The organism is Halomonas sp. MCCC 1A11062 (genome assembly GCF_021404355.1).
Taxonomy (GTDB): domain Bacteria; phylum Pseudomonadota; class Gammaproteobacteria; order Pseudomonadales; family Halomonadaceae; genus Halomonas; species Halomonas aerodenitrificans.
The window spans coordinates 153,260-175,130 of the sequence record NZ_JABFTW010000007.1 but is presented as its reverse complement, the minus strand read 5'-3'; the positions used below and the strand labels follow the sequence as shown (position 1 = coordinate 175,130).

Genomic DNA, 21,871 nt, shown 5'->3' with positions numbered 1-21,871 from the left:
ATATTAGGTTTTCAAGGAGACAACCTGCAATGAGCACCAGTCTTCTGCCGGTGGGTCACCTCTCTCCGGGACATGACCTGAACGGGTACATCCAGGCGGTCAACGGCATTCCCATGCTCACCGCCGAGGAAGAGCGCGAGCTGGCCTTCCGCCTTCACGACGAAGGCGATCTGGAGGCGGCGCGTCGTCTGGTGTTGTCGCATCTGCGTTTCGTGGTGCACATCGCCCGCAGCTACTCCGGCTACGGTCTGCCTCAGGCCGACCTGATCCAGGAGGGCAACGTGGGCCTGATGAAGGCCGTCAAGCGCTTCGACCCCAATCAGGGCGTGCGCCTGGTTTCCTTCGCCGTGCACTGGATCAAGGCCGAGATTCACGAGTTCGTGCTGCGCAACTGGCGCATCGTCAAGATCGCCACCACCAAGGCCCAGCGCAAGCTGTTCTTCAACCTGCGCAGCGCCAAGAAGCGCCTGGCCTGGCTCAACAACGACGAAGTCGACGCGATCGCCCGCGACCTCGACGTAAAGCCCGAGGTGGTGCGCGAGATGGAAGGTCGCCTGGCGGCCCACGATGCCGGCTTCGACGCCTCGCCCAGCGAGGACGAGGATTCCGCCTATCAGGCGCCGGTGCATTACCTCGACGATGACGGCTCCGATCCTGCCGTGCAGCTCGAGGACAGCGACTGGGAAGACGACGCCAACCGGCGTCTGAAGATGGCGCTGGAGGCGCTGGACGAGCGCTCGCGGGATATTCTGCAGCAGCGCTGGCTGGCCGACGACAAGGCCACCCTGCATGAATTGGCCGATGTCTACGGCGTCTCCGCCGAGCGTATTCGCCAGCTCGAGAAGAACGCCATGAAGAAGATCCGCCAGCAGTTGGGCGACACCCTGGCCGCCTGACGCGGTGGCCTGCTTCCAGCGAACTCTGCTGAGGACATGAACAGCGAAGCCCCGACCAGTGGTCGGGGCTTTGTCGTAGGTGTGGCCTAGTCGTTGGTGCGGCCTGGTCGTTGGCGTGGCCTAGGCGCTCTGGGTAAGCGGTTCGCGCATCAACTGCGCCGAGAGCAGCGCCCACTGGTCGTCCCAGTGCTCGGTGGGTCGGCGCTGGAAGTCGCTGCGCACGTACTGCGAGATGCGCCCCTCGGCTACGGCGATCAACAGGTTGGCGGTGGCCGATACCGGCAGCACGGTACGTCGTCTTTCGCGCAGTTCGGCCTCGCGCAGCACCTGCTTGAGCTGGGTCTCCACGCGCTCGAAAAGCTGGTGAATGCGCAGTCGTAGCCGGGCGGTCTCGCCGGTCAGGACGTCGCCTTCCAGCAGGCGCGAGAGCCCCGGGTTCTTCTCGGCAAAGGCCAGAAGCAGGGTGAGGATCTGGCCGCAGCGCGGTACCGCCTCGTGCACTTCCTCGAGAATGCGCGAGATACGCTCGAACAGGGTTTCCTCGATGAACGAGATCAGCCCCTCGAACATGCGCGCCTTGCTCGGGAAGTGGCGATAGAGGGCGGCTTCGGAGACGCCCACCTGGCGCGCCAGCGCCGCGATGGTGATGCGTTTGCCGCTGTCTTCTTCCAGCATCAGGGCGAGCGCCTGCAGGATCTGCTCGCGCCGGCTGGTGATCTGTGTAGCCTGCGTCATGTGGGTCTTCTGTTATTCATGGCCGGCGGCGTCCCAGCCCGGCATTGCCGGGCTGGGACGCCGCTCAGGCGTTGTCGTTCCCTTGTCGGTCGGCATCGGTGATCAGGGTGCCGACCCCCGCGTTGGTGAATATCTCCAGCAATGTGGCGTGGGGTACACGCCCGTCGATGATATGGGCGCTGCGTACGCCACCCTTCACGGCATCGAGCGCGCAGCGGATCTTGGGCAGCATACCACCATGGATGGTGCCATCGGCGATCAGGGCGTCAACCTGCGCGGTGGTCAGCCCGGTCAGCACCTCGCCCTTGGCGTTCATCAGGCCGGCCACGTTGGTCAGCAGCATCAGCTTCTCGGCGCCCAGCGCCTCGGCCACCTTGCCTGCCACCAGGTCGGCGTTGATGTTGTAGCTGTTGCCCTTGGCATCGACGCCGATGGGCGCGATTACCGGGATGAAGTCGCGCTCGGCGAGCATCTCGATCAGGTCGGTGGAGACGTGCTCCACCTCGCCCACGTGGCCGATGTCGATGATCTCGGGGGCGGTCATCTCCGGCGTCTTGTGCTCGACCTTGAGCTGACGCGCACGGATCTGGGCGCCGTCCTTGCCGGTGAGGCCGATGGCCTTGCCGCCGCACTGGTTGATCAGGTTGACGATCTCCTTGTTGACCAGCCCGCCGAGCACCATCTCCACCACGTCCATGGTCTCCGAGTCGGTGACCCGCATGCCGTTGACGAAGCGCGACTCGATCTTCAGCTTGGCCAGCAGATCGCCGATCTGCGGCCCGCCGCCGTGTACCACCACCGGGTTGATGCCCACCTCCTTCATCAGCACCATGTTGCGTGCGAAGGAGTCGATCAGGGTGTCCTCGGTCATGGCATTGCCGCCGTACTTGACGACCACGGTCTTGCCGGAAAAGCGCTGGATGTAGGGAAGTGCCTCGGAAAGCACTTCCACTACCAGGCGCGGGTCACGAGTCGTTTCGGTCATGGTCCTTCCTTCAATGAACGAAGCGCTGCCGTCAGCTCGGCAGCGTCAGCGCCGGGTCGACCTGTTTCAGGGCGTCGGCAAACCGGTTGCGGATACGTTCGAGCGCCGCATCGCTCTTGCCCTCGAAGCGCAGCACCAGCACCGGGGTGGTGTTGGAGGCGCGGCATAGGCCCCAGCCGTCCTGATAATCGACGCGAATGCCGTCGAGGGTAGTCTTGACGCCATCGTCGCCGAAGTCGCCCTCGCGAGCCAGCTTCTCCACCAACTCGAACTTGTTCTCGTCGGTGACGTGAACGTTGATTTCGGGGGTGCCGATATCCTGCGGATAACGGGCGAAGAAGGCGTCGGCATCCATGCCCTGTGTGGAGAGGTGCTTGGCGAGGATCTCCAGCAGTCGGGCGGCACCGTAGATGCCGTCGTCGAAGCCGTACCAGCGCTCCTTGAAGAAGATGTGGCCGCTCATCTCGCCGGCGAGCAGGGCGCCGGTCTCCTTCATGCGCGCCTTGATCAGCGAGTGGCCGGTGCGCCACATCTCCGGCGTGCCGCCGGCCCGCTCGACCACGCCCGCCAGGTTGCCGGTGCACTTGACGTCGAAGATGACCCGGGCGCCGGGATTGCGCGACAGCATGTCCTCGGCGAAGGCCATCATCAGGTGGTCGGGGTAGATCAGCTTGCCGCTCGGCGTGACCACGCCGAGGCGGTCGCCGTCGCCGTCGAAGGCCAGGCCGATGTCGGCGCCGGTCTCCTTCACTGCGCGGATCACATCCTGCAGATTCTCGAGCTTGCCGGGATCGGGGTGATGGTTGGGGAAGGTGCCGTCGATCTCGGCGAACAGCGGCACCGTTTCGGCGCCGAGCTTCTCGATCAGCTTGGGTCCGAGCTCGCCGGCCACGCCATTGCCGCAGTCGACCACCGCCTTGAGCGGGCGGGCCAGTTCGATGTCGCCGACGATGCGCTCGAGGTAGGCGTCACGCACGTCCTCATGGCGCACGCTGCCCTGGCCCTCGGTCAGATCGCCGGACTCGATACGCCGGTAGAGCGCGGTGATCGCTTCGCCGGAGAGGGTCTCGCCGCCCAGCACGATCTTGAAGCCGTTGTAGTCCGGCGGATTGTGGCTGCCGGTGACCATCACCCCGGAGGCGGTGCCTTCGAGAATGTGCGTGGCGAAGTAGAGCACCGGCGTGGGTACCATGCCGATGTCGATCACGTCGCGGCCGGCGGCGGTCAGACCGCGCATCAGCGCCTCGCTGAGTCGCGGGCCGGAGAGGCGGCCGTCGCGGGCCACCACCACGGTGGACTCGTTGCGCGCCGCGGCTTCCGAGCCGATGGCGCGGCCGATCTTCTCCACGGACGCCTCGGTGAGCGTGTCGTCGACGATGCCGCGAATGTCGTAGGCGCGGAAGATGGAGGCCGGTACGCTGCTGTTGGTGGCTTGGCTCATAACGGTTCCTTGTCGGACAAGTGTGAATTCATGTGCCTGGTTGCGAAGACCCTGCCGCAAGGCCCTCTCCTTGGGCCGTGTGCGGCAGCGTCGTGTCGGTCGTCAGTGGCGCCCCGAGCTGCCGAAGCCGCCTGCGCCACGCAGGCTGGCCTCGAAGTCGTCGACGACTTCCAACTCGGCCTGGACCACCGGCACCAGGACATACTGGGCCAGACGCTCGAAGGGCTCCAGTACGAACGGGGTGTTGCCACGGTTCCAGGCCGAGATCATCAGCTCGCCCTGGTAATCGGAGTCGATCAGTCCTACCAGGTTGCCCAGCACGATACCGTGCTTGTGACCGAGGCCCGAGCGCGGCAGGATCACGCCGGCCAGGCCCGGGTCGCCGATGTGGATGGCGAGTCCGGTGCGCACCAGCTCGCACTGGCCGGGCTCGATGGTCAGCGGCGCGTCGAGCAGGGCGCGCAGATCCATGCCGGCGGAACCCAGGGTGGCATATTGGGGCAGGAAATCGCGCAGACGCTCATCGAGCAGCTTGACCTCGAGGCGCGGCTTTGGGGCTTGGCGGACTGGCTGGGACTCGGACATGGTCGTTCCGTCAGGTTGGCTGAATGTCTGGGTGAATCGCGTTAGTGAACGGGGTGCTCGGCCAGGCGGCTCAGGGCCTGTCTCAGCACGGCCCTGGCGAGTTCGAGCTTGGGCTGCGGCGGCAGGCTCTCGCCGCCTTCGCCCTGGCCGTCGCGCCACATCAGCAGGGCGGCGTTGTCGTCAGCGCCGAAGCCGAGCCCCGCGGTCGAGACGTCGTTGGCCACGATCATGTCGAGCCGCTTGCGCTCGAGCTTGTCGCGGGCATAGGCCTCCAGGTCACGGGTCTCGGCGGCGAAGCCCACCACGAAGGGACGTCCACCTGCAGCGTCGCGTCGGTCGGCCACGGCCGCAATGATATCCGGATTCTTGATCAGCCTGAGCGTCAGGGTCTCCTCCCCCTCACGCTTCTTGATCTTGTGCTCCGCTGCCGTCTCGGCACGATAGTCGGCCACCGCCGCACAGCCGATGAAGATGTCGCACTCGCCGGCCAGTTGTTGGCTCGCCTCGTGCATCTGCAGCGCCGTCTCGACCTCAATGCGGGTCACGCCCGCCGGCGTCGGCAGGCTGACCGGGCCGCTGATCAGGCTGACCTTGGCGCCGAGCTCCGCAGCAGCGGCGGCCAGGGCGAAGCCCATCTTTCCTGAGCTGTGGTTGGAGAGATAGCGCACCGGGTCCAGCGGCTCGCGGGTGGGGCCGGCGGTGATCACAATATGCAGCCCCTGGGCGGCTGCCTGTCCCTTGCCGGGCGCCGTAAGCAGTTCGGCCGCGATTGCCTCAGGCTCGAGCATGCGCCCAGGGCCAACGTCGCCGCAGGCCTGATCGCCGCTGTCAGGCCCCAGCAGCCGCCAGCCGTCCTGTGCCAGGCGCTCGGCATTGCGCTGGGTGGCGACGTGGCGCCACATGGCCTGGTTCATGGCCGGTGCCATGACCTTCTCGGCTTCGCTGGCCAGGCACAGGGTCGTGAGCAGATCGTCGGCCATACCCTGAGCCAGGCGCGCCATCAGGTCGGCGGTGGCCGGAGCGATCAGGATGATGTCGGCCCAGCGGGCCAGTTCGATATGCCCCATGCCCGCCTCGGCCTCGGGGTCGAGCAGCGAGGTGCGCACCGGTTCGCCGGTCAGCGCCTGTAGCGTCAGCGGTGTGATGAAGGCCTGGGCGCCCTCGGTCATGACCACGCGTACTTCGCAGCCTGCCTGCTTGAGCAAGCGGGCGAGCTGAGCGCTCTTGTAAGCAGCAATGCCAGCGCTGATGCCGAGCAGAATGCGCCGGCCGGCAAGCCGATTGGCGGACTGCGTTGCCATGAGAATTTCCTGAACTGAAACCCGACCGCCTACCTTACCACTGCCGTTGAAGTTGCGCAGCCGCCGCCTTAGGTGAAGGTCGGTTACAATGGCGGCCTACCGTTCAAAGGAAGCGTAGCAAGGAGACAGGGAATGTCGATTCGCGACTGGCCCGAGGGCGAGCGCCCGCGGGAAAAACTGCTGACGCTGGGGGCCGAGGCGCTCTCCGATGCCGAACTGCTGGCGATCTTCCTGCGCGTGGGGGTGGCGGGGCGCTCGGCGGTAGACCTCGCCCGCGACCTGCTCACGGCCTTCGGCGGCCTGCGCCAGCTGCTCGAAGCCGACCAGACGCGCTTCTGCGCCGAGCGCGGCCTGGGGACGGCCAAGTTCGTCCAGCTACAGGCAACCCTCGAGCTTTCCAAGCGCCACCTTGCCGCTCAGTTGGCCCGCGGTAATGCGTTGACTTCCCCCACCCTGGTGCGCGCCTACCTGGCCACCCAGTTGCGCCATCTTGGCCACGAGGAGTTCGCCGCGCTGTTTCTCGATACCCAGCACCGCGTGATCCGCTTCGAGTCGCTGTTCCGTGGCACCCTGGACAGCGCCTCGGTCTACCCGCGTGAGGTAGCGCGCCGGGCGCTGGAGCTGGGCGCCGGGGCGATCATCTTCGCCCACAACCACCCCTCCGGCGTGGCTGAACCCAGCGATGCCGACCGGCGCATCACCGAGCGGCTGCGTGAGGCGCTCTCGCTGTTCGAGATCCGGGTGCTGGATCACTTCGTCGTAGGCGACGGAGACGTGGTGTCTTTCGCCGAGCGAGGCTGGCTTTAGGTGGGGAACCGGCTGCCCTCGGCCATGCGGCGTTGAACCTTGCTTCGCAATGCCGATGCCACTCTCGATGACGCTGAGGGGCGCCGGTGGCAGGTCGGCGAGGAGGTCATTTGCCATGGATGGCAAATGTAGCGTCCAGGGATGGATTCACAGCGCCTCCTCGCCGACCTTTGCCGCCGGCAAAGCCCATAAGAGAGGAAAGCTTGCGGGAGAGGGGGTAAGGGAGTGTAGAATATGCGGCTACTTGTTGCCTGTAGGGGTGCACTCTGCTATAAAGTGCAGCCTTTGAATTCCCTTGGGTCAAATGACAACGGGGTCGTTCCCGGTTTGCCCGACAGGTTTTGAACACTCAGGTTTGACCACCTGGCCAAGCGGTTGGAGGCTCCCATGTCCAAAGTATGTCAGGTTACCGGCAAGCGCCCGGTGACTGGTAATAACGTTTCACACTCCCAGCGCAAGACCCGTCGTCGCTTCTTGCCGAACCTGCACACCCACCGTTTCTGGGTGGAGTCCGAGAACCGCTTCGTCAAGCTGCGGGTCTCCTCCAAGGGTATGCGCATCATCGACAAGAAGGGCATCGACGCGGTGCTCAGCGACATCCGCAAGCGCGGCGAAGCCGTCTAAGCGACCAGATCAGGGAGTAAGCAGCCATGCGTGACAAGATCAAGCTGGTGTCCAGTGCCGGTACCGGTCACTTCTACACCACCGACAAGAACAAGCGGAACACTCCGGACAAGCTCGAATTCAAGAAATTCGACCCGGTCGTCCGCAAGCACGTGATGTACAAGGAAGCCAAGATCAAGTAAGCCGATCCGGCGTCCGCTCCCAAGGCGGGCGTCCCTGGCGACTTGACGGCTTCCAGCCGCAGGTAGCAAGACCTGTCCTCCTGAACCCGGTTTTTACCGGGTTCAGGCGTATCTATTTCCGGGATTTTTCATCATGCCCGAGCTTCCCGAAGTCGAGACCACCCGGCGCGGCATCGCCCCCCACGTGGAAGGACGCGAGATCGTCGAGGCGATCGTGCGCCAGCCGCGGCTGCGCGTGCCGGTGCCCGAGGATTTCATCGAGCGTCTGGTGGGCTCGCGTATCGGCACGCTGTCGCGCCGCGCCAAGTACCTGCTGCTGCCGATCGAGGACGAGGGGAGAGCGAGCACCGGCAGCCTGATCTGGCATCTGGGCATGTCGGGCAGCCTGCGCATCGCCCGGCTGGGTGAGCTGCCGAAGAAGCACGACCACGTCGACCTGGTGTTCGACGACGGCGCTATCCTGCGTTACCACGACCCGCGCCGTTTCGGCTTCGTCGACTGGCTGGCCGGCAGCGCCGAGCGCGACCCGCGGCTGGCGAACCTGGGGCCCGAGCCGCTGTCGGATGCCTTCGACGGCGAACGCCTCTACCAGCTCTCCCGGGGCCGGCGCATGGCAGTCAAGCCGTTCCTGATGGACAATGCCGTGGTGGTGGGCGTGGGCAACATCTACGCCAGCGAGGCGCTGTTCCTGGCCGGCATCGACCCGCGCCGAGCGGCAGGGCGCATCTCCCGCGAGCGCTACGCGCGCCTGGCGGCAGCCATTCGCGAGGTGCTGGCCGCCGCCATCACCCAGGGCGGGACGACGTTGCGCGACTTCGTCAGCGGCACCGGCGAGCCGGGCTACTTCAAGCAGCGCCTCAACGTCTATGGCCGCCACGGCCAGGGCTGCCGGCGCTGCAATGGCGAGCTGCGGCTGGTGACGCTGGGCCAGCGGGCCAGTGTCTTCTGCCCCTCTTGCCAAACATGATCCCCCATTCCACGAGACCGACCATGACCCAGACCCTGCGCCTCAAGAAGAACGCCGACCGCCGCCTCAAGGCCGGTCACCTGTGGCTCTACTCCAACGAGGTCGACATCGAGGCCACGCCGCTCAAGGGCCTCGAACCGGGCGCCCAGGTGGTGGTCGAAGCCGCCAACGGCAAGGCCATGGGCGTGGCCTACGTCAATCCCAACTCGCTGATCTGCGCCCGGGTGGTGTCGCGCGATCCCAACATGCGTCTCGACCGCTCGCTGCTGGTGCACCGCTTCAACCAGGCGCTGTCGCTGCGTCAACGCCTCTATGCCAAGCCGTTCTACCGGCTGGTGCACGGCGAGGGCGACCTGCTGCCGGGGCTGGTGGTGGACCGCTTCGACGATGTGCTCGTGGTGCAGCTCAACACCCTTGGCATGGAGCGCCTCGCCGAGGAGGTCGTCGCCGCGCTGGACAAGGTGGTGTCGCCGCGGGTCATCGTGTTCAAGAACGACTCCTCCGGGCGGCGCCAGGAGCAGCTCGAGAGTCAGGTCACCCTGGCCAAGGGCGAGCTCGACGGCCCGGTGCTGATGGAAGAGAACGGCGTGCGCTTCCACGCTCCGGTGCTCGACGGCCAGAAGACCGGCTGGTTCTACGATCACCGCGCCAACCGCGCCTGGCTCAACGGCCTGGTGGCCGGCAAGCGGGTGCTGGACCTGTTCAGCTACATCGGCGGCTGGGGCGTGCAGGCGGCGGCCCATGGCGCCAGCGAAGTGCTGTGCGTGGACGCCAGCGCCCAGGCCCTGGAGCGGGTGGCCGAGAACGCGGCCCTCAACGGCCTGCACGAGCAGGTGGCAGTGGGCGAGGCCGATGCCTTCGAAGCGCTGACCTCGCTCAAGGCCGACGGCGAGCAGTTCGACGTGGTGATCCTCGATCCGCCGGCCTTCATCAAGAAGCGCAAGGACATCCCCAACGGCGAACGCGCCTACGCCAAACTCAACCGCGATGCGATGCGCCTGCTGGGCCGCGACGGCCTGCTGCTGTCGGCATCCTGCTCCATGCACCTGGCCCCCGAGCGGTTGGTGGACGTGGTACGCGGTGCGGTGCGCCATCAGGACCGCCACGGTCAGATCGTCTATCAGGGCCACCAGGCGGCGGACCATCCGGTGCATCCGGCGATCCCGGAAACCGCTTACCTGAAGGCTTTGGGCGTCCGCGTCTTCCGGGATTGAAATGAGCGGCTACGTACGCGTCTTCGCCCACTCCAATGCGCTGCTGGTCAGCCACGTACGCAACGTGCTGGACGCGGCGGGCATCCCCGTGGAGCTGCGCAACATGGTGCTGGGCGGCGGCGCGGGCGAGCTGCCCCTGGGCGAGTGCGAGCCCGAGGTGTGGGTGGCGGTGCACAACCGTGAGCGTGCCGAGGCGTTGATCCAAGCGGCCCTGTCCGGCGCTGCCGACGCACCGGACTGGCGCTGCCCCCACTGCGGCGAAGCGCTGGAGGGCGTATTCGATACCTGCTGGCGCTGTGGCACGTCCAAAACCTGAACCTGCAAGGGAGTGCACCATGACACAGGAATGGGACCTTCCCGATCCGTTCGTCATCGAGCTCGAGGTGCAGGCCTCGGCCATCGACGAGTACGGCCACGCCAACAATGCCGCCTACCTGCGTTGGGTCGAGCAGGTGAGCTGGGCGCATTCGGAGCATCTCGGCCTCGATCTGGCCCGCTATCGTGAGCTGGACCGGGCCATGGCCGTGCACCGCCACGAGCTCGACTACCTGGCGCCTGCCTTTGAAGGAGAGCGCCTGGCGCTCGCCACCTGGATCATAGGCTGCGACGGCCGCCTGACCCTGACCCGCCGCTTCCAGCTCGCTCGGCCCGCCGATGGTCGCACTCTGCTGCGCGCTCGCACCCGCTTCGCCTGTATCGAACTCTCCAGCGGTCGGCCGCGCCGCCTGCCCGAGGAGTACGTGGCGATATACGGTGGAGCGCTGGTGGTCGAGTGAGGCCGTGATTTTTTTGTCATCACACTCTTAAAAGCAACGATTTCCTGCTGCTACGGCCTTGAGAATGGGTTTTTGCCGTTCTTTACCGTTGGTACTTCGTGTATGGACTGACTGTGCTGTAATGGGCGTGACGATCCCCTGACAAGAACGACCCCTAACAAGACAGTACCGCAGGAGGTACCCATGAAGATCGCCGTGCCGAAGGAAATCAAGAACCATGAATATCGCGTCGCCCTGACTCCCACCGGGGCGCGGGAGCTGGCGACGCGTGGCCATTCGGTGACCGTTCAGGTGGGTGCCGGAGAGGGAGCGGGTTTCGCCGATGCCGACTATGAGGCGGCGGGCGCCCGGCTCGAAGCCAACGTCGATGCCCTGTGGGGCGAGGCCGAGCTGATCCTTAAGGTCAAGGAGCCGCAGTCGGAAGAGGTGGCGCGGCTCACTCGCGGCCAGACCCTGTTCACCTACCTGCACCTGGCGGCTGAGGAGAAACTGACCCGCGGCCTGATGGAGAGCGGGGCCACCTGTATTGCCTACGAAACCGTGACCGACCGTCAGGGCGGCCTGCCGCTGCTGGCGCCCATGAGCACCGTGGCCGGTCGCATGGCCATTCAGGCCGGCGCGCACAGCCTGGAGAAGGCCCAGGGCGGCTCCGGCGTGCTGCTGCCCGGCGTGCCCGGCGTGGCGCCGGGCAAGGTGACCGTGATCGGTGGTGGCGTGGTGGGCGAGAACGCCGCGCGCATGGCGCTGGGGCTGGGTGCCGAAGTCAGCGTGCTGGACAAGTCGATTGCACGCCTCGAAGTGCTCGACGACCGCTATCAGGGCCGCATGAAGACCGTCTTCTCCACTGCCGACGCCATCGACGAGGCGGTGCGCGAGAGCGACCTGATCGTGGGTGCCGTGCTGATTCCCGGCGCCGCCGCACCCAAGCTGATCACCCGCGCCATGCTCACCGACATGAAGCCCGGCAGCGTGCTGGTGGACGTCGCCATCGACCAGGGCGGCTGCTTCGAGACCAGCAGGCCCACTACCCACGCCGAACCGACCTACGTGGTCGACGGTATCGTCCACTACTGCGTGGCCAACATGCCGGGCGCGGTGGCGCGTACCTCGACCCAGGCGCTGACCAACGCCACCCTGCCGTTCGTCATCGCCCTGGCCGACAAGGGCTGGAAGCGGGCGCTGGCCGACGATGCCCACTTCCTGCCCGGGCTCAACGTCCACGACGGACAGATCACCTACCGCGCCGTGGCTGAAGCGTTTGGCCTGGAAAGCGTCGATCCCGCCACTCTGGTGTAACAAATGGCTGCGCGAGCGAATCGCTGCGTTGCGCGGTGCCGAAGCGTCGGACCGTCGGAATCCTCACATATACCCCATATGCTCCGGTTGACTCACAGCCTTCGGCTTCTCGCCCCTTCGGGGCCAGCCTACGGCTGTTTGTCGCTTCGCTCGGTACTGTGCTCCGTGCGCCTTGCGACCCACAGGGATGTGGGAAGTGCGTTGGTTCGTCGGGAACGAACCTAGCCGCTTCATCTCGCTCGCCAATTTGTTAAGCGCTTCACGAATCGCTTCGGCGAGCGGCGCCGGGGCGGTCGCCTTGACCGCCCCCTCGCGTTACCATAGCGGGCATTTCCGACAAGCAGAGTCCGCTTTCCATGAGTGCAGCTTCCCAGAAGACACGCGTTCTCACCGGTATCACCACCACCGGTACACCGCACCTCGGCAACTACGTCGGTGCCATCAAGCCCGCCATCGCCGCGAGCCAGGACCCGAGCGTGCAGTCCTACTACTTTCTCGCCGACCTGCACGCACTGATCAAGTGCCAGGACCCGCAGCGGGTGCAGGAGTCGCGCCTGGAGATCGCCGCCACCTGGTTGGCGCTGGGGCTCGATACCGACAACGCCATCTTCTACCGCCAGTCGGACATTCCCGAGATCCCCGAACTCACCTGGATGCTCTCCTGCGTGTGCGCCAAGGGCCTGATGAATCGCGCCCACGCCTATAAGGCGGCGGTGGCCGAGAACGAGGCCGCCGGCAACCAGGACCCCGACAAGGGCATCACCATGGGCCTGTTCGGCTACCCAGTGCTGATGGCCGCCGACATCCTCATGTTCAACGCCCACAAGGTGCCGGTGGGGCGTGACCAGATCCAGCACATCGAGATGGCCCGCGACATCGGCGGGCGCTACAACCACCTGTTCAAGGGCGAATACTTCACCCTGCCCGAGGCGGTGGTCGACGACGAGGTGGCAGTGCTCAACGGTCTCGATGGGCGCAAGATGTCCAAGAGCTACAACAACACTATCCCGCTGTTCGTCTCCGAGAAGAAGCTGCTCAAGCTGGTGCGCAAGATCAAGACCAACTCGCTGGAGCCCGGCGAGCCCAAGGACCCGGAAGGCTGCACCCTGTTCCAGATCTACTCCGCCTTCGCCAGCCGCGAGGAGCGCGAAGCGATGCGTGCCGAGTACGCCAACGGCATCGGCTGGGGCGAGGCCAAGAACCGCCTGTTCGAGCAGCTCGACACTCAGCTGCGCGAACCGCGGGAGCGCTACCAGGCGCTGATGGAGGACCCCGGCCACATCGAGAGCGTGCTGCAGAAGGGCGCCGAACGAGCCCGCGCCGAGGCCGCGCCGTTCATGGACAAGCTGCGCCAGGCCGTGGGCCTGGGACGTTTCGTCTAACCTTCGAAGCTGACCTTGGAAGGGAGTTGAACGGGGCGCCTGCGGGCGCCCCGCTGCGTTGGGTGCACGCTGGCGGACTGCGGCCGAACTTGCCAAGCTGCAGGGGCAACTCGAAAGGAGAAGTTTCATGGCCACTGCATTGGAAGCGAAAGGGCCCCGGCAAATCTCCCTGGCACTGGGGGCACTGCTGCTGGCTGGCGCTGTGTTGATCGGCCTGGCCTATGGTACCCGCCTGGGTCTGCTGATGATCGTCGGGGCACTGCTCGGCGTGTCGCTCTACCATGCCGCCTTCGGCTTCACTGCCGCCTGGCGGGTGTTCATCAGCGAGCGACGCGGGCGCGGGCTGCGCGCCCAGATGGTGATGCTGGCCATCGCCGTGCTGCTGTTCTTTCCCGCCCTGGGGGCGGGCACCCTGTGGGGCCAGAGTGTGACCGGCTTCGTCTCTCCGATAGGCATCTCGGTGGTGGTGGGCGCCTTCCTGTTCGGCATCGGCATGCAGCTCGGCGGTGGCTGTGCCTCGGGCACGCTGTTCACCGCCGGCGGCGGTAACGCCCGCATGGTCATCACCCTGATCTTCTTCATCGTCGGCTCGGTGATTGGCAGCGCTCACTTCACCTGGTGGATGGGCTTGCCGGCCTTTCAGCCGGTATCGCTGGTGCAGACCTTCGGCGCCGGCGGCGGTATCGCCGTGAGCCTGACTCTGTTCGCTGCCATTGCCGCATCCACCATATTGCTGGAGAAGCGCCGTCACGGCGGTCTTGAGGAGGCGCCGCGGGCCAACTTCAGCCAGGGGCGTTGGCTCACCGGGCCCTGGCCCTTGCTGCTGGGTGCCGTGGCGCTGGCGCTGCTCAACTTCGCCACCCTGGCGCTCGCCGGGCGCCCTTGGGGCATCACCTCCGCTTTTGCCCTGTGGGGGGCCAAGGTCTACGAGTTCATTGGTGGCGACGTGAGCCAGTGGGGCTACTGGCAGAGTCCCGATAATGCCGCGGCGCTGCGCGCCAGCGTGTGGAGCGACATCACCACGGTGATGAATGTGGGGATCATTCTCGGTGCCATGGTGGCCGCCACTCTGGCCGGGCGCTTCGCGCCGACCCTGCGCATTCCGCTCGGCTCGGTGATGGCGGCAGTGATCGGCGGGCTGATGCTGGGCTATGGCGCGCGGCTCGCCTTCGGCTGCAACATCGGCGCCTACTTCAGCGGCATCGCTTCCGGCAGCCTGCACGGCTGGGTGTGGCTGGTGGCGGGTTTTGCCGGCAATGCGGTCGGCGTGCGACTGCGTCCGCTATTCTTCGGGCGCCCCAGCGAGGGATCCCGGGCCAAGAGCGGCTGAGTCTGTGCGCCATGGTGCGGGAGGCGTGGTAGAGTTACGCCAAAGCGCCACCAGAGCGCTCGGGAAACCCGCCTGTCGAGCGATTCCCTACGGCCCGGTTCCAGTCACCGTATCGAGACAAGAGATGCCTGAAAGCAAACGTCCACTTTACATTCCCTACGCTGGTCCTTCGCTGCTCGAGATGCCGCTGCTCAACAAGGGCAGCGCCTTCACTCGCGAGGAGCGGCTCGAATTCAATCTGGTCGGTCTGCTGCCGCAGAACGTGGAGTCCATCGAGGAGCAGGCCGAACGGGCCTACCACCAGTACCAGCAGTGCCATAGCGACCTGGAGCGGCATATCCACCTGCGGGCGATCCAGGACGACAACGAGACGCTCTACTATCACATGGTCATGGAGCATCTCGAGGAGATGCTGCCGATCATCTACACCCCCACGGTGGGGCAGGCCTGCGAGGAGTTCTCCAACATCTACCGCAGCCACCGCGGTCTGTTCATCAGCTACCCTGACCGGGAGCGGATGGATGACATCCTGCGCAGCGCCACCAAGGACAAGGTCAAGGTGATCGTGGTCACCGACGGCGAGCGTATTCTCGGTCTCGGCGATCAGGGTATCGGCGGCATGGGCATCCCCATCGGCAAGCTGGCGCTGTATACCGCCTGTGGCGGCATCAGCCCAGCCTATACGCTGCCGATCATGCTCGACGTGGGCACCAACAATCAGACGTTGCTCGACGATCCCATGTACATGGGCTGGCGTCATCCGCGCATCTCCCAGGAGGAATACGACGTCTTCCTCGAGGACTTCATCGCCGCGGTGAAACGGCGCTGGCCCAACGTGCTGCTGCAGTTCGAGGACTTCGCCCAGGCCAATGCGGTGCCGCTGCTGGAGCGCTATCGCGACCAGCTGTGCTGCTTCAACGATGACGTGCAGGGCACTGCGGCGGTGGCCGTGGGCACCCTGATGGCGGCCTGCCAGGCCCGTGACGAGACCATCGCCGACCAGCGCGTGGTGTTCGTCGGCGCCGGCTCCGCTGGCTGCGGCATCGCCGAGCAGGTCGTCATCGCCATGCAGGCCGAAGGCCTCAGCGAGAAGGAGGCGCGGCGGCGGGTGTTCATGGTCGACCGCGAGGGGCTCGTCACCAGCGATCAGGAGTGGCTGCGCGACTTCCAGCGCCGCCTGGCTCACGATCCGGCGCTGGTCAAAGAGTGGCAGGACCAGTCGCTGCTCGAGGTGGCGCGTCACATCAAACCCACCGTGTTGATCGGTGTCTCGGGGCAGCCGGGGCTGTTCTCCGAGGAGGTCATCCGCGCTATGCACGCCGGCTGCGAGCGCCCGGTGATCATGCCGCTCTCCAACCCTACCTCCCGCGTCGAGGCCGTGCCGGCGGACGTGATCGAGTGGACCAACGGCCAGGCCCTGGTGGCCACCGGCAGTCCCTTCCCGCCGGTGGAGTACGAGGGCAAGATCTACCCCATCGCCCAGTGCAACAACGCCTACATCTTCCCCGGCATCGGCCTTGGCGTGGTGGCCAGCGGTGCCAAGCGCATCACCGATACCATGCTGATGACCGCGTCCCGGGCGCTGGCCCGCGAGGCGCCGCTGGTGAAGGAGGGCAAGGGGGCATTGCTGCCGCCGCTGTCCCACATCCGCGAGCTTTCCAAGGCCATTGCCTTCGAAGTCGCCGCCCAGGCCCAGCAGGAGGGGATGGCGCTGCGCACCGACGGCATCAAGCTGCGTCAGGCCATCGAGCGCAGCAGCTGGACGCCGGAGTATCGCAGCTATCGGCGACGCTCGTTCTGAACCAGAAGCACTAGCCCTGCAATGGCAAAGGCCCTGCCGGTTTTCCGGCAGGGCCTTTGCGTGAGGGCAGGTTGGTAGAGGCCTACGCCGCGCCGATCATCCGCCGCAGCACGTAGTGGAGAATGCCGCCGTGGCGGTAGTACTCCAGTTCGTTGGCGGTGTCGATGCGGCACAGGGCTTCGATCTTCTTCTCTCCCTTGGCGCTCTTCACCGTGACCGTGACCTGGCCACCCGGGGTGAGGTCGGCCAACCCCTCGATGGAGATCGTCTCGTCGCCGGTCAGGCCGAGTGTCTTGCGGCTCTCGCCCTCGGGGAACTGCAGCGGCACCACGCCCATGCCGATCAGGTTGGAGCGGTGGATACGCTCGTAGGACTCGGCCAGCACCGCGCGCACGCCGAGCAGCCGTGTGCCCTTGGCCGCCCAGTCCCGCGACGAGCCGGTGCCGTACTCCTTGCCGGCCACCACCACCAGCGGCGTGCCCTTCTCCTGATACTTCATCGCCGCATCGTAGATCGCCATCTGCTCGCCCGAGGGCACGTGGCGGGTCTCGCCGCCCACCACGCCGTCGAGCATCTCGTTGCGGATACGCACGTTAGCGAAGGTGCCGCGCATCATCACTTCGTGATTGCCGCGCCGGGAGCCGTAGGAGTTGAAGTCCACCGGCTTGATGCCGCGCTCCTGCAGATAGCGACCGGCAGGGCTGTCGGGCTTGATCGAGCCGGCCGGCGAGATGTGGTCGGTGGTCACCGAGTCGCCCAGGATGGCGAGGATATGGGCGTCTCTGACGTCCTCGATCGGCTCCGGGGTACGGCCCATGCCCTCGAAGAAGGGCGGGTGCTGGATGTAGGTGGAAGAGGGCGACCACTCGTAGACCTGGCTATGGGGCACCTGCAGCGCCTTCCAGGTCTCGTCGCCCTCGAACACCTCGGCGTACTCCTTGCGGAACATCTCGGTCTTGACCTTCTCCACCGCATTGGCGATGTCGGCCTGTGAGGGCCAGATGTCCTGCAGATAGACCGGATTGCCGTCCTGGTCCTCGCCCAGCGGGTCCTGGGTGAGATCCAGGCGCACGTTGCCGGCCAGGGCGTAGGCCACCACCAGCGGCGGCGAGGCGAGCCAGTTGGTCTTCACCAGCGGATGGATGCGCCCTTCGAAGTTGCGGTTGCCGGAGAGCACCGAGGCCACGGTGAGGTCGCCGTCTTCCACGGCCTTCTCGATGGGCGGCGGCAGCGGGCCGGAGTTGCCGATACAGGTGGTGCAGCCGTAGCCCACCAGGTTGAAGCCCAGCGCATCCAGATCGTCCTGCACGTCACCGGCGGCCAGGTATTCGGTGACCACCTTGGAGCCCGGCGCCAGCGAGGTCTTGACCCACGGCTTGGTGGTGAGCCCTTTGGCGCGGGCATTACGCGCCAGCAGGCCGGCGGCCAGCATCACGCTGGGGTTGGAGGTGTTGGTGCAGGAGGTAATGGCGGCAATGACCACGGCACCAGGGTTGAGCTTGAACTGCTCGCCGTCCAGCTCGACGTTCTGGCTGTCATGATGCTCGTAGCTGTCGTGGACACCGACGGCGGTCTGCCCGCCTTCGGAGAACAGGCGACCTTTCTCTTCGCTGGGCGGTGCCTTGCCGTTCTCTTCCCCCTGCATCAGCTTCTCAAAGGTGGTTTTCATGTCCTTGAGCGCCACCCGATCCTGAGGCCGCTTGGGGCCGGCCAGGCTGGCCTCGACGTCGCTCAGGTCGAGGTGCAGGGTGTCGCTGAAGATTGGCTCGTCGCCGGGCTCTCGCCACAGCCCCTGGGCCTGGCAATACTCCTTCACCAGAGCGATCAGGCTGTCGTCGCGGCCGGTCAGGCGCAGGTAGGCCAGGGTCTCGTCGTCGACCGGGAAGAAGCCGCAGGTGGCGCCGTATTCCGGCGCCATGTTGGCGATGGTGGCGCGGTCGGCCAGCGGCAGGTCGGCCAGGCCGTCGCCGTAGAATTCGACGAACTTGCCTACCACGCCGCGGCTGCGCAGCATCTGGGTCACCGTCAGCACCAGGTCGGTGGCGGTGATGCCTTCCTTGAGCCTACCGGTGAGCTTGAAGCCGACCACTTCGGGAATCAGCATCGACACCGGCTGGCCGAGCATGGCGGCTTCGGCCTCGATGCCGCCGACCCCCCAGCCGAGCACGCCGAGGCCGTTGATCATGGTGGTGTGGGAGTCGGTGCCTACCAGGGTGTCGGGGTAGGCAAAGGTCTTACCGCTCTCCTCCTTGGTCCACACCGTGCGGCCCAGGTACTCCAGGTTGACCTGATGACAGATGCCGGTGCCCGGCGGCACCACGCTGAAGTTGTCGAAGGCGTCCTGACCCCAGCGCAGGAACTCGTAGCGCTCGCGGTTGCGCTCCATCTCGATGGCGACGTTGTCCTTGAAGGCGGTGGGGTTGCCGAACTTGTCCACCATCACCGAGTGATCGATGACCAGATCCACCGGCGACAGCGGGTTGATGCGTGACGGATCCTCGCCGAGCTTTTCCACCGCGGCGCGCATTGAGGCCAGGTCCACCACGCCGGGAACGCCGGTGAAGTCCTGCATCAGCACCCGTGCCGGGCGATAGCCGATCTCGCGATTCGAGCGTCCGCCCTGCTGCCAGTCGATCAATGCCTGGATGTCCTCGCGCGCCACGCTCGGGTCGTCGGCGAAGCGCAGCTGATTCTCCAGCAGGATCTTCAGCGTCTTGGGCAGCCGGTCGATGTTGCCCATCTCCTCGGCCACCTTGGGCAGCGAGTAGTAGTGATAAGTGGTGCCGTCTGCGGCCAGGGTCTGCAGCGTATCCGGCATCTCGTCACGGCTCATGAAGGCCTCCTGTCACGGTTGAGAACGGTCCTTTTCGTACTCTCGTCTTTATCACATGGTCATGATAGGTCCCCCTTTCAAGCGCTGCCCAAGGTTTCTATGCTGAAGGAAAATCCGTTGCATGGCGCCGAGGCTCCGCCGGGGGAGGAGTTGGCGCCGGGAGTTTCGTCATGCATGAAGAACGCCTCGACAGCCATTCCGTTCACTGCCCCTACTGCAGCATGCCCTTCGACCTGCCGCTGGATCTCTCGCAAGGCAGCCACCAGACATGGGAAGACTGCCCGTTCTGCTGCGCACCGATCCAGGTGCGGGTCGACGTGTCGCCCATGGATGGGGAGCTGGAGAGCCTGATGCTGGGTCGCGATGACGAGGTGCTGTAGGCTGGCCCGTGCTCTGGCGGGCCGAGCTCGGAGGCACCCACCGCGAGCCATGGGCTGGTACAATGGCGGCAACCGTCTCTCCGGCGACAGGCAACGACCGTGCCCGGAGCGAGTCAACTCCCCCCCTCTTTGCGTTTTCGAACAGCGAGGATCTCTTCATGAGCGAAGCGCGTCACGAACGCCTGATCATCCTGGGCTCCGGCCCGGCCGGCTATACCGCCGCCGTCTATGCGGCACGGGCCAATCTCAAGCCGGTGTTGATCACCGGTATCCAGGCCGGCGGTCAACTGACCACCACCACCGACGTGGACAACTGGCCCGGCGACGATGCCGGGGTGCAGGGGCCCGAGCTCATGGAGCGCATGAAGCGCCATGCCGAACGCTTCGATACCGAAGTGCTGTTCGACCATATCCATGAGGTGGACCTGCGCAACCGCCCCTTCACCCTGAAGGGCGACAGTGGCAGCTACACCTGCGACGCCCTGATCGTCGCCACCGGTGCCAGCGCCCGCTACCTGGGGCTGCCCTCGGAGCAGCAGTTCATGGGCCAGGGGGTGTCGGCCTGTGCTACCTGCGACGGCTTCTTCTATCGCAACAAGGAGGTCGTGGTGGTGGGCGGCGGCAATACCGCCGTGGAAGAGGCGCTCTATCTCTCCAACATCGCGTCGAAGGTGACCCTGGTACACCGCCGCGACAGCCTGCGCGCCGAGAAGATCCTGCAGGACAAGCTGCGCGAGAAGGCCGAGAGCGGCAACGTGGTGCTCGAGTGGAACCACGTGCTGGAAGAGGTGCTGGGCGACGCCAGCGGCGTGACCGGCGTGCGTATCCGTTCCACCCTCGACGACAGCGTGAAGGAGATCGAAGCGCCTGGCGTGTTCATCGCCATCGGCCACAGCCCCAACACCGGCATCTTCGAGGGGCAACTGGAGATGCATGACGGCTACATCAAGGTGAAGTCCGGCCTCGAGGGCAATGCCACCGCCACCAGCATTCCTGGCGTGTTCGCCGCCGGCGACGTGATGGATCACGTCTACCGCCAGGCGGTGACCTCCGCCGGCACCGGCTGCATGGCGGCGCTGGATGCGGAGCGCTACCTGGACGATCTGTAAAACAAATCTGGGAGCTGCTTGGCTATGAGCCCGCGGCTTCCTGGCGTCAGGCCTGTTCGGGGGCGCTGTGAACCCTTCCCTGGGCGCTACCGATGCCCTGCTTCGCTCTCGCGTCCTGCTTCGCTTGCAGGACCGGGGCTGGCCATCCATGGCCAGCCCGTTCGGAGCAATGCTCCTCACCCATGGCATCGGACCCCCTCTCAGGCCTGCCCCCAGCGCCGCTTGAGTTGGTGGCGCCAGATCTTGGTACAGAACCGGTCAATAGTGCGGCGGCACCTCGTCCTGTAGTGACGGTGCCGCCATCTCCGCTTCCTGCAGCGCCTGCTGTTGATCGCGCAGCTTCTCCTGCATCAGCGCATTGATGCGCTCCAACTGGGCCAGGCGCCGTTCCTGGCCGGCGACGGCCTGATCCAGCGTGTCGAGCCAGTGCTCCTGGTAGGCGATACGGCTTTCCAGCGCCTCCAGGCGTGCAGCGAGCGCATTCTCGGGGCTCATGCTAGAATCGTCGCGCTGCGTGTCGCTGTTCATCGTGACACCTTCATCGGTCGACGAGGCCTCGGGTCGTGTCGTCATAGATATCTCGTTTCAACATTCCACATAACAAGTGAGCAATACGGATCCATGAATCGCAAGGTTATCTTTCGCTGTACGTTGATCAGCCTATTATTGGCACTGCCGGCTCCACTGCTGATCGTTCTCTTTCTCTCGCTGTTCGGCGGCGAGCTGGCGGCTCAGCTGTTCCCCATTCTGGAGGGCGGCGGCGTGGCGCCGGGCTATCTTGCCGTGGCTGCCGCCGCCTTCGTGCTGCTGCTGATCGCCACTCTCACCCTTCACGCCTTCAGCCCCCGGCTTGCGGTACTCGCCGAGGTGGAAAACGACGACCGCGAAATCGGCGAAGTGAAGTGGTTCAACGTCAACAAGGGTTACGGCTTCATCAAGCGCGAGACGGGTGAAGACGTGTTCGTTCATTTTCGCGCCATTCGCGGTCGTGGTCACCGTACCCTGGCCGAGGGGCAGAAGGTGCGTTATCACGTGATAGAAAACGATCGGGGGCTGCAGGCCGACGACGTCACCGTCATTACTTGAACGAAGCGCCTGCGCTCGACCAGGCGTTGTTGGAGTGTGGAAAGAGAGCACTTCCGCCTAGCCTGGTCATCGCTCGCCAGCTTTCGCCAGCTGGTCAGGCTCAAGAACATCGCCCCGCTTTCGCGGGGCGATGTCGTTTGG

At 65.6% G+C, this 21,871-nt stretch carries 22 protein-coding genes; 15 read left to right on the top strand and 7 right to left on the bottom strand.

Features of this window, described 5'->3' with window-relative positions; genetic code table 11:
* Positions 1 to 29: 29 nt before the first annotated feature.
* A complete protein-coding gene (gene rpoH / locus HOP58_RS10030) occupies positions 30 to 896 on the top strand; it encodes an RNA polymerase sigma factor RpoH (protein ID WP_010630189.1) in 867 nt (288 codons plus the stop codon).
* Between the two features lie 120 nt (positions 897 to 1,016).
* On the opposite strand, the gene slmA is transcribed toward rpoH, so the two are convergent.
* The 5 genes from slmA to coaBC form a co-directional block, all read right to left on the bottom strand.
* On the bottom strand, positions 1,017 to 1,631 hold the full coding sequence (gene slmA / locus HOP58_RS10025) for a nucleoid occlusion factor SlmA (protein ID WP_234260212.1): 615 nt from the start codon (positions 1,629 to 1,631) through the stop codon (positions 1,017 to 1,019).
* A 64-nt stretch (positions 1,632 to 1,695) separates the two neighbouring features.
* The gene (gene argB / locus HOP58_RS10020; RefSeq protein ID WP_234260211.1) at positions 1,696 to 2,616 is read right to left on the bottom strand and encodes an acetylglutamate kinase; all 921 of its coding nucleotides are present in this window, start codon (positions 2,614 to 2,616) and stop codon (positions 1,696 to 1,698) included.
* Positions 2,617 to 2,647: 31 nt separating this feature from the next.
* Positions 2,648 to 4,057, bottom strand: a complete 1,410-nt coding sequence (locus HOP58_RS10015) for a phosphomannomutase/phosphoglucomutase (protein WP_234260210.1) — start codon at positions 4,055 to 4,057, stop codon at positions 2,648 to 2,650.
* Positions 4,058 to 4,159: 102 nt separating this feature from the next.
* Positions 4,160 to 4,642: a dUTP diphosphatase gene (dut, locus tag HOP58_RS10010; protein ID WP_234260209.1), complete on the bottom strand. Its 483-nt coding sequence runs from the start codon at positions 4,640 to 4,642 to the stop codon at positions 4,160 to 4,162.
* Between the two features lie 41 nt (positions 4,643 to 4,683).
* A complete protein-coding gene (gene coaBC, locus HOP58_RS10005) occupies positions 4,684 to 5,943 on the bottom strand; it encodes a bifunctional phosphopantothenoylcysteine decarboxylase/phosphopantothenate--cysteine ligase CoaBC (RefSeq protein WP_234252383.1) in 1,260 nt (419 codons plus the stop codon).
* A 132-nt stretch (positions 5,944 to 6,075) separates the two neighbouring features.
* On the opposite strand from coaBC, the gene radC reads away from it, so the two are divergent.
* From radC to HOP58_RS09950, 11 genes are all read left to right on the top strand, one after another.
* Positions 6,076 to 6,750 carry a DNA repair protein RadC gene (gene radC / locus HOP58_RS10000; protein ID WP_010630183.1) on the top strand — a complete coding sequence of 225 codons (675 nt, stop codon included), beginning with the start codon at positions 6,076 to 6,078 and terminating at the stop codon, positions 6,748 to 6,750.
* A 387-nt stretch (positions 6,751 to 7,137) separates the two neighbouring features.
* Positions 7,138 to 7,374, top strand: coding sequence for a 50S ribosomal protein L28 (rpmB, locus tag HOP58_RS09995; RefSeq protein WP_010630182.1), 237 nt, complete (start codon positions 7,138 to 7,140; stop codon positions 7,372 to 7,374).
* Positions 7,375 to 7,400: 26 nt separating this feature from the next.
* Positions 7,401 to 7,556 (top strand): 50S ribosomal protein L33, encoded by a 156-nt coding sequence (gene rpmG / locus HOP58_RS09990; RefSeq protein WP_086509014.1) that lies wholly within the window; start codon positions 7,401 to 7,403, stop codon positions 7,554 to 7,556.
* A gap of 133 nt (positions 7,557 to 7,689) precedes the next feature.
* Positions 7,690 to 8,523, top strand: a complete 834-nt coding sequence (gene mutM, locus HOP58_RS09985) for a bifunctional DNA-formamidopyrimidine glycosylase/DNA-(apurinic or apyrimidinic site) lyase (RefSeq protein ID WP_234260208.1) — start codon at positions 7,690 to 7,692, stop codon at positions 8,521 to 8,523.
* A 23-nt stretch (positions 8,524 to 8,546) separates the two neighbouring features.
* Positions 8,547 to 9,737 (top strand): class I SAM-dependent rRNA methyltransferase, encoded by a 1,191-nt coding sequence (locus HOP58_RS09980; protein ID WP_234260207.1) that lies wholly within the window; start codon positions 8,547 to 8,549, stop codon positions 9,735 to 9,737.
* A gap of 1 nt (position 9,738) precedes the next feature.
* Positions 9,739 to 10,053, top strand: coding sequence for a DUF2007 domain-containing protein (locus HOP58_RS09975; protein WP_010630178.1), 315 nt, complete (start codon positions 9,739 to 9,741; stop codon positions 10,051 to 10,053).
* Positions 10,054 to 10,072: 19 nt separating this feature from the next.
* Positions 10,073 to 10,513 (top strand): thioesterase family protein, encoded by a 441-nt coding sequence (locus tag HOP58_RS09970; protein WP_234260206.1) that lies wholly within the window; start codon positions 10,073 to 10,075, stop codon positions 10,511 to 10,513.
* Positions 10,514 to 10,696: 183 nt separating this feature from the next.
* The gene (gene ald, locus HOP58_RS09965; RefSeq protein ID WP_234260205.1) at positions 10,697 to 11,809 is read left to right on the top strand and encodes an alanine dehydrogenase; all 1,113 of its coding nucleotides are present in this window, start codon (positions 10,697 to 10,699) and stop codon (positions 11,807 to 11,809) included.
* Between the two features lie 356 nt (positions 11,810 to 12,165).
* Positions 12,166 to 13,191, top strand: coding sequence for a tryptophan--tRNA ligase (locus tag HOP58_RS09960; protein WP_234252393.1), 1,026 nt, complete (start codon positions 12,166 to 12,168; stop codon positions 13,189 to 13,191).
* A 127-nt stretch (positions 13,192 to 13,318) separates the two neighbouring features.
* Positions 13,319 to 14,521: a YeeE/YedE family protein gene (locus HOP58_RS09955; protein ID WP_234260204.1), complete on the top strand. Its 1,203-nt coding sequence runs from the start codon at positions 13,319 to 13,321 to the stop codon at positions 14,519 to 14,521.
* A 124-nt stretch (positions 14,522 to 14,645) separates the two neighbouring features.
* On the top strand, positions 14,646 to 16,322 hold the full coding sequence (locus HOP58_RS09950) for an NAD-dependent malic enzyme (RefSeq protein ID WP_234252396.1): 1,677 nt from the start codon (positions 14,646 to 14,648) through the stop codon (positions 16,320 to 16,322).
* 82 nt (positions 16,323 to 16,404) lie between these two features.
* On the opposite strand, the gene acnA is transcribed toward HOP58_RS09950, so the two are convergent.
* Positions 16,405 to 19,155: an aconitate hydratase AcnA gene (gene acnA, locus HOP58_RS09945; protein WP_234252398.1), complete on the bottom strand. Its 2,751-nt coding sequence runs from the start codon at positions 19,153 to 19,155 to the stop codon at positions 16,405 to 16,407.
* Positions 19,156 to 19,325: 170 nt separating this feature from the next.
* On the opposite strand from acnA, the gene HOP58_RS09940 reads away from it, so the two are divergent.
* Positions 19,326 to 19,535, top strand: coding sequence for a CPXCG motif-containing cysteine-rich protein (locus HOP58_RS09940; protein WP_010630171.1), 210 nt, complete (start codon positions 19,326 to 19,328; stop codon positions 19,533 to 19,535).
* A 158-nt stretch (positions 19,536 to 19,693) separates the two neighbouring features.
* Complete coding sequence (trxB, locus tag HOP58_RS09935; protein WP_010630170.1) at positions 19,694 to 20,644, top strand: thioredoxin-disulfide reductase; 951 nt, start codon at positions 19,694 to 19,696, stop codon at positions 20,642 to 20,644.
* Between the two features lie 258 nt (positions 20,645 to 20,902).
* On the opposite strand, the gene HOP58_RS09930 is transcribed toward trxB, so the two are convergent.
* The gene (locus tag HOP58_RS09930; protein WP_234260245.1) at positions 20,903 to 21,139 is read right to left on the bottom strand and encodes a SlyX family protein; all 237 of its coding nucleotides are present in this window, start codon (positions 21,137 to 21,139) and stop codon (positions 20,903 to 20,905) included.
* Between the two features lie 126 nt (positions 21,140 to 21,265).
* Between HOP58_RS09930 and HOP58_RS23160 the strand changes: the two genes are divergently transcribed.
* The gene (locus HOP58_RS23160) at positions 21,266 to 21,730 is read left to right on the top strand and encodes a cold-shock protein (protein WP_026038334.1); all 465 of its coding nucleotides are present in this window, start codon (positions 21,266 to 21,268) and stop codon (positions 21,728 to 21,730) included.
* Positions 21,731 to 21,871 lie beyond the last annotated feature (141 nt).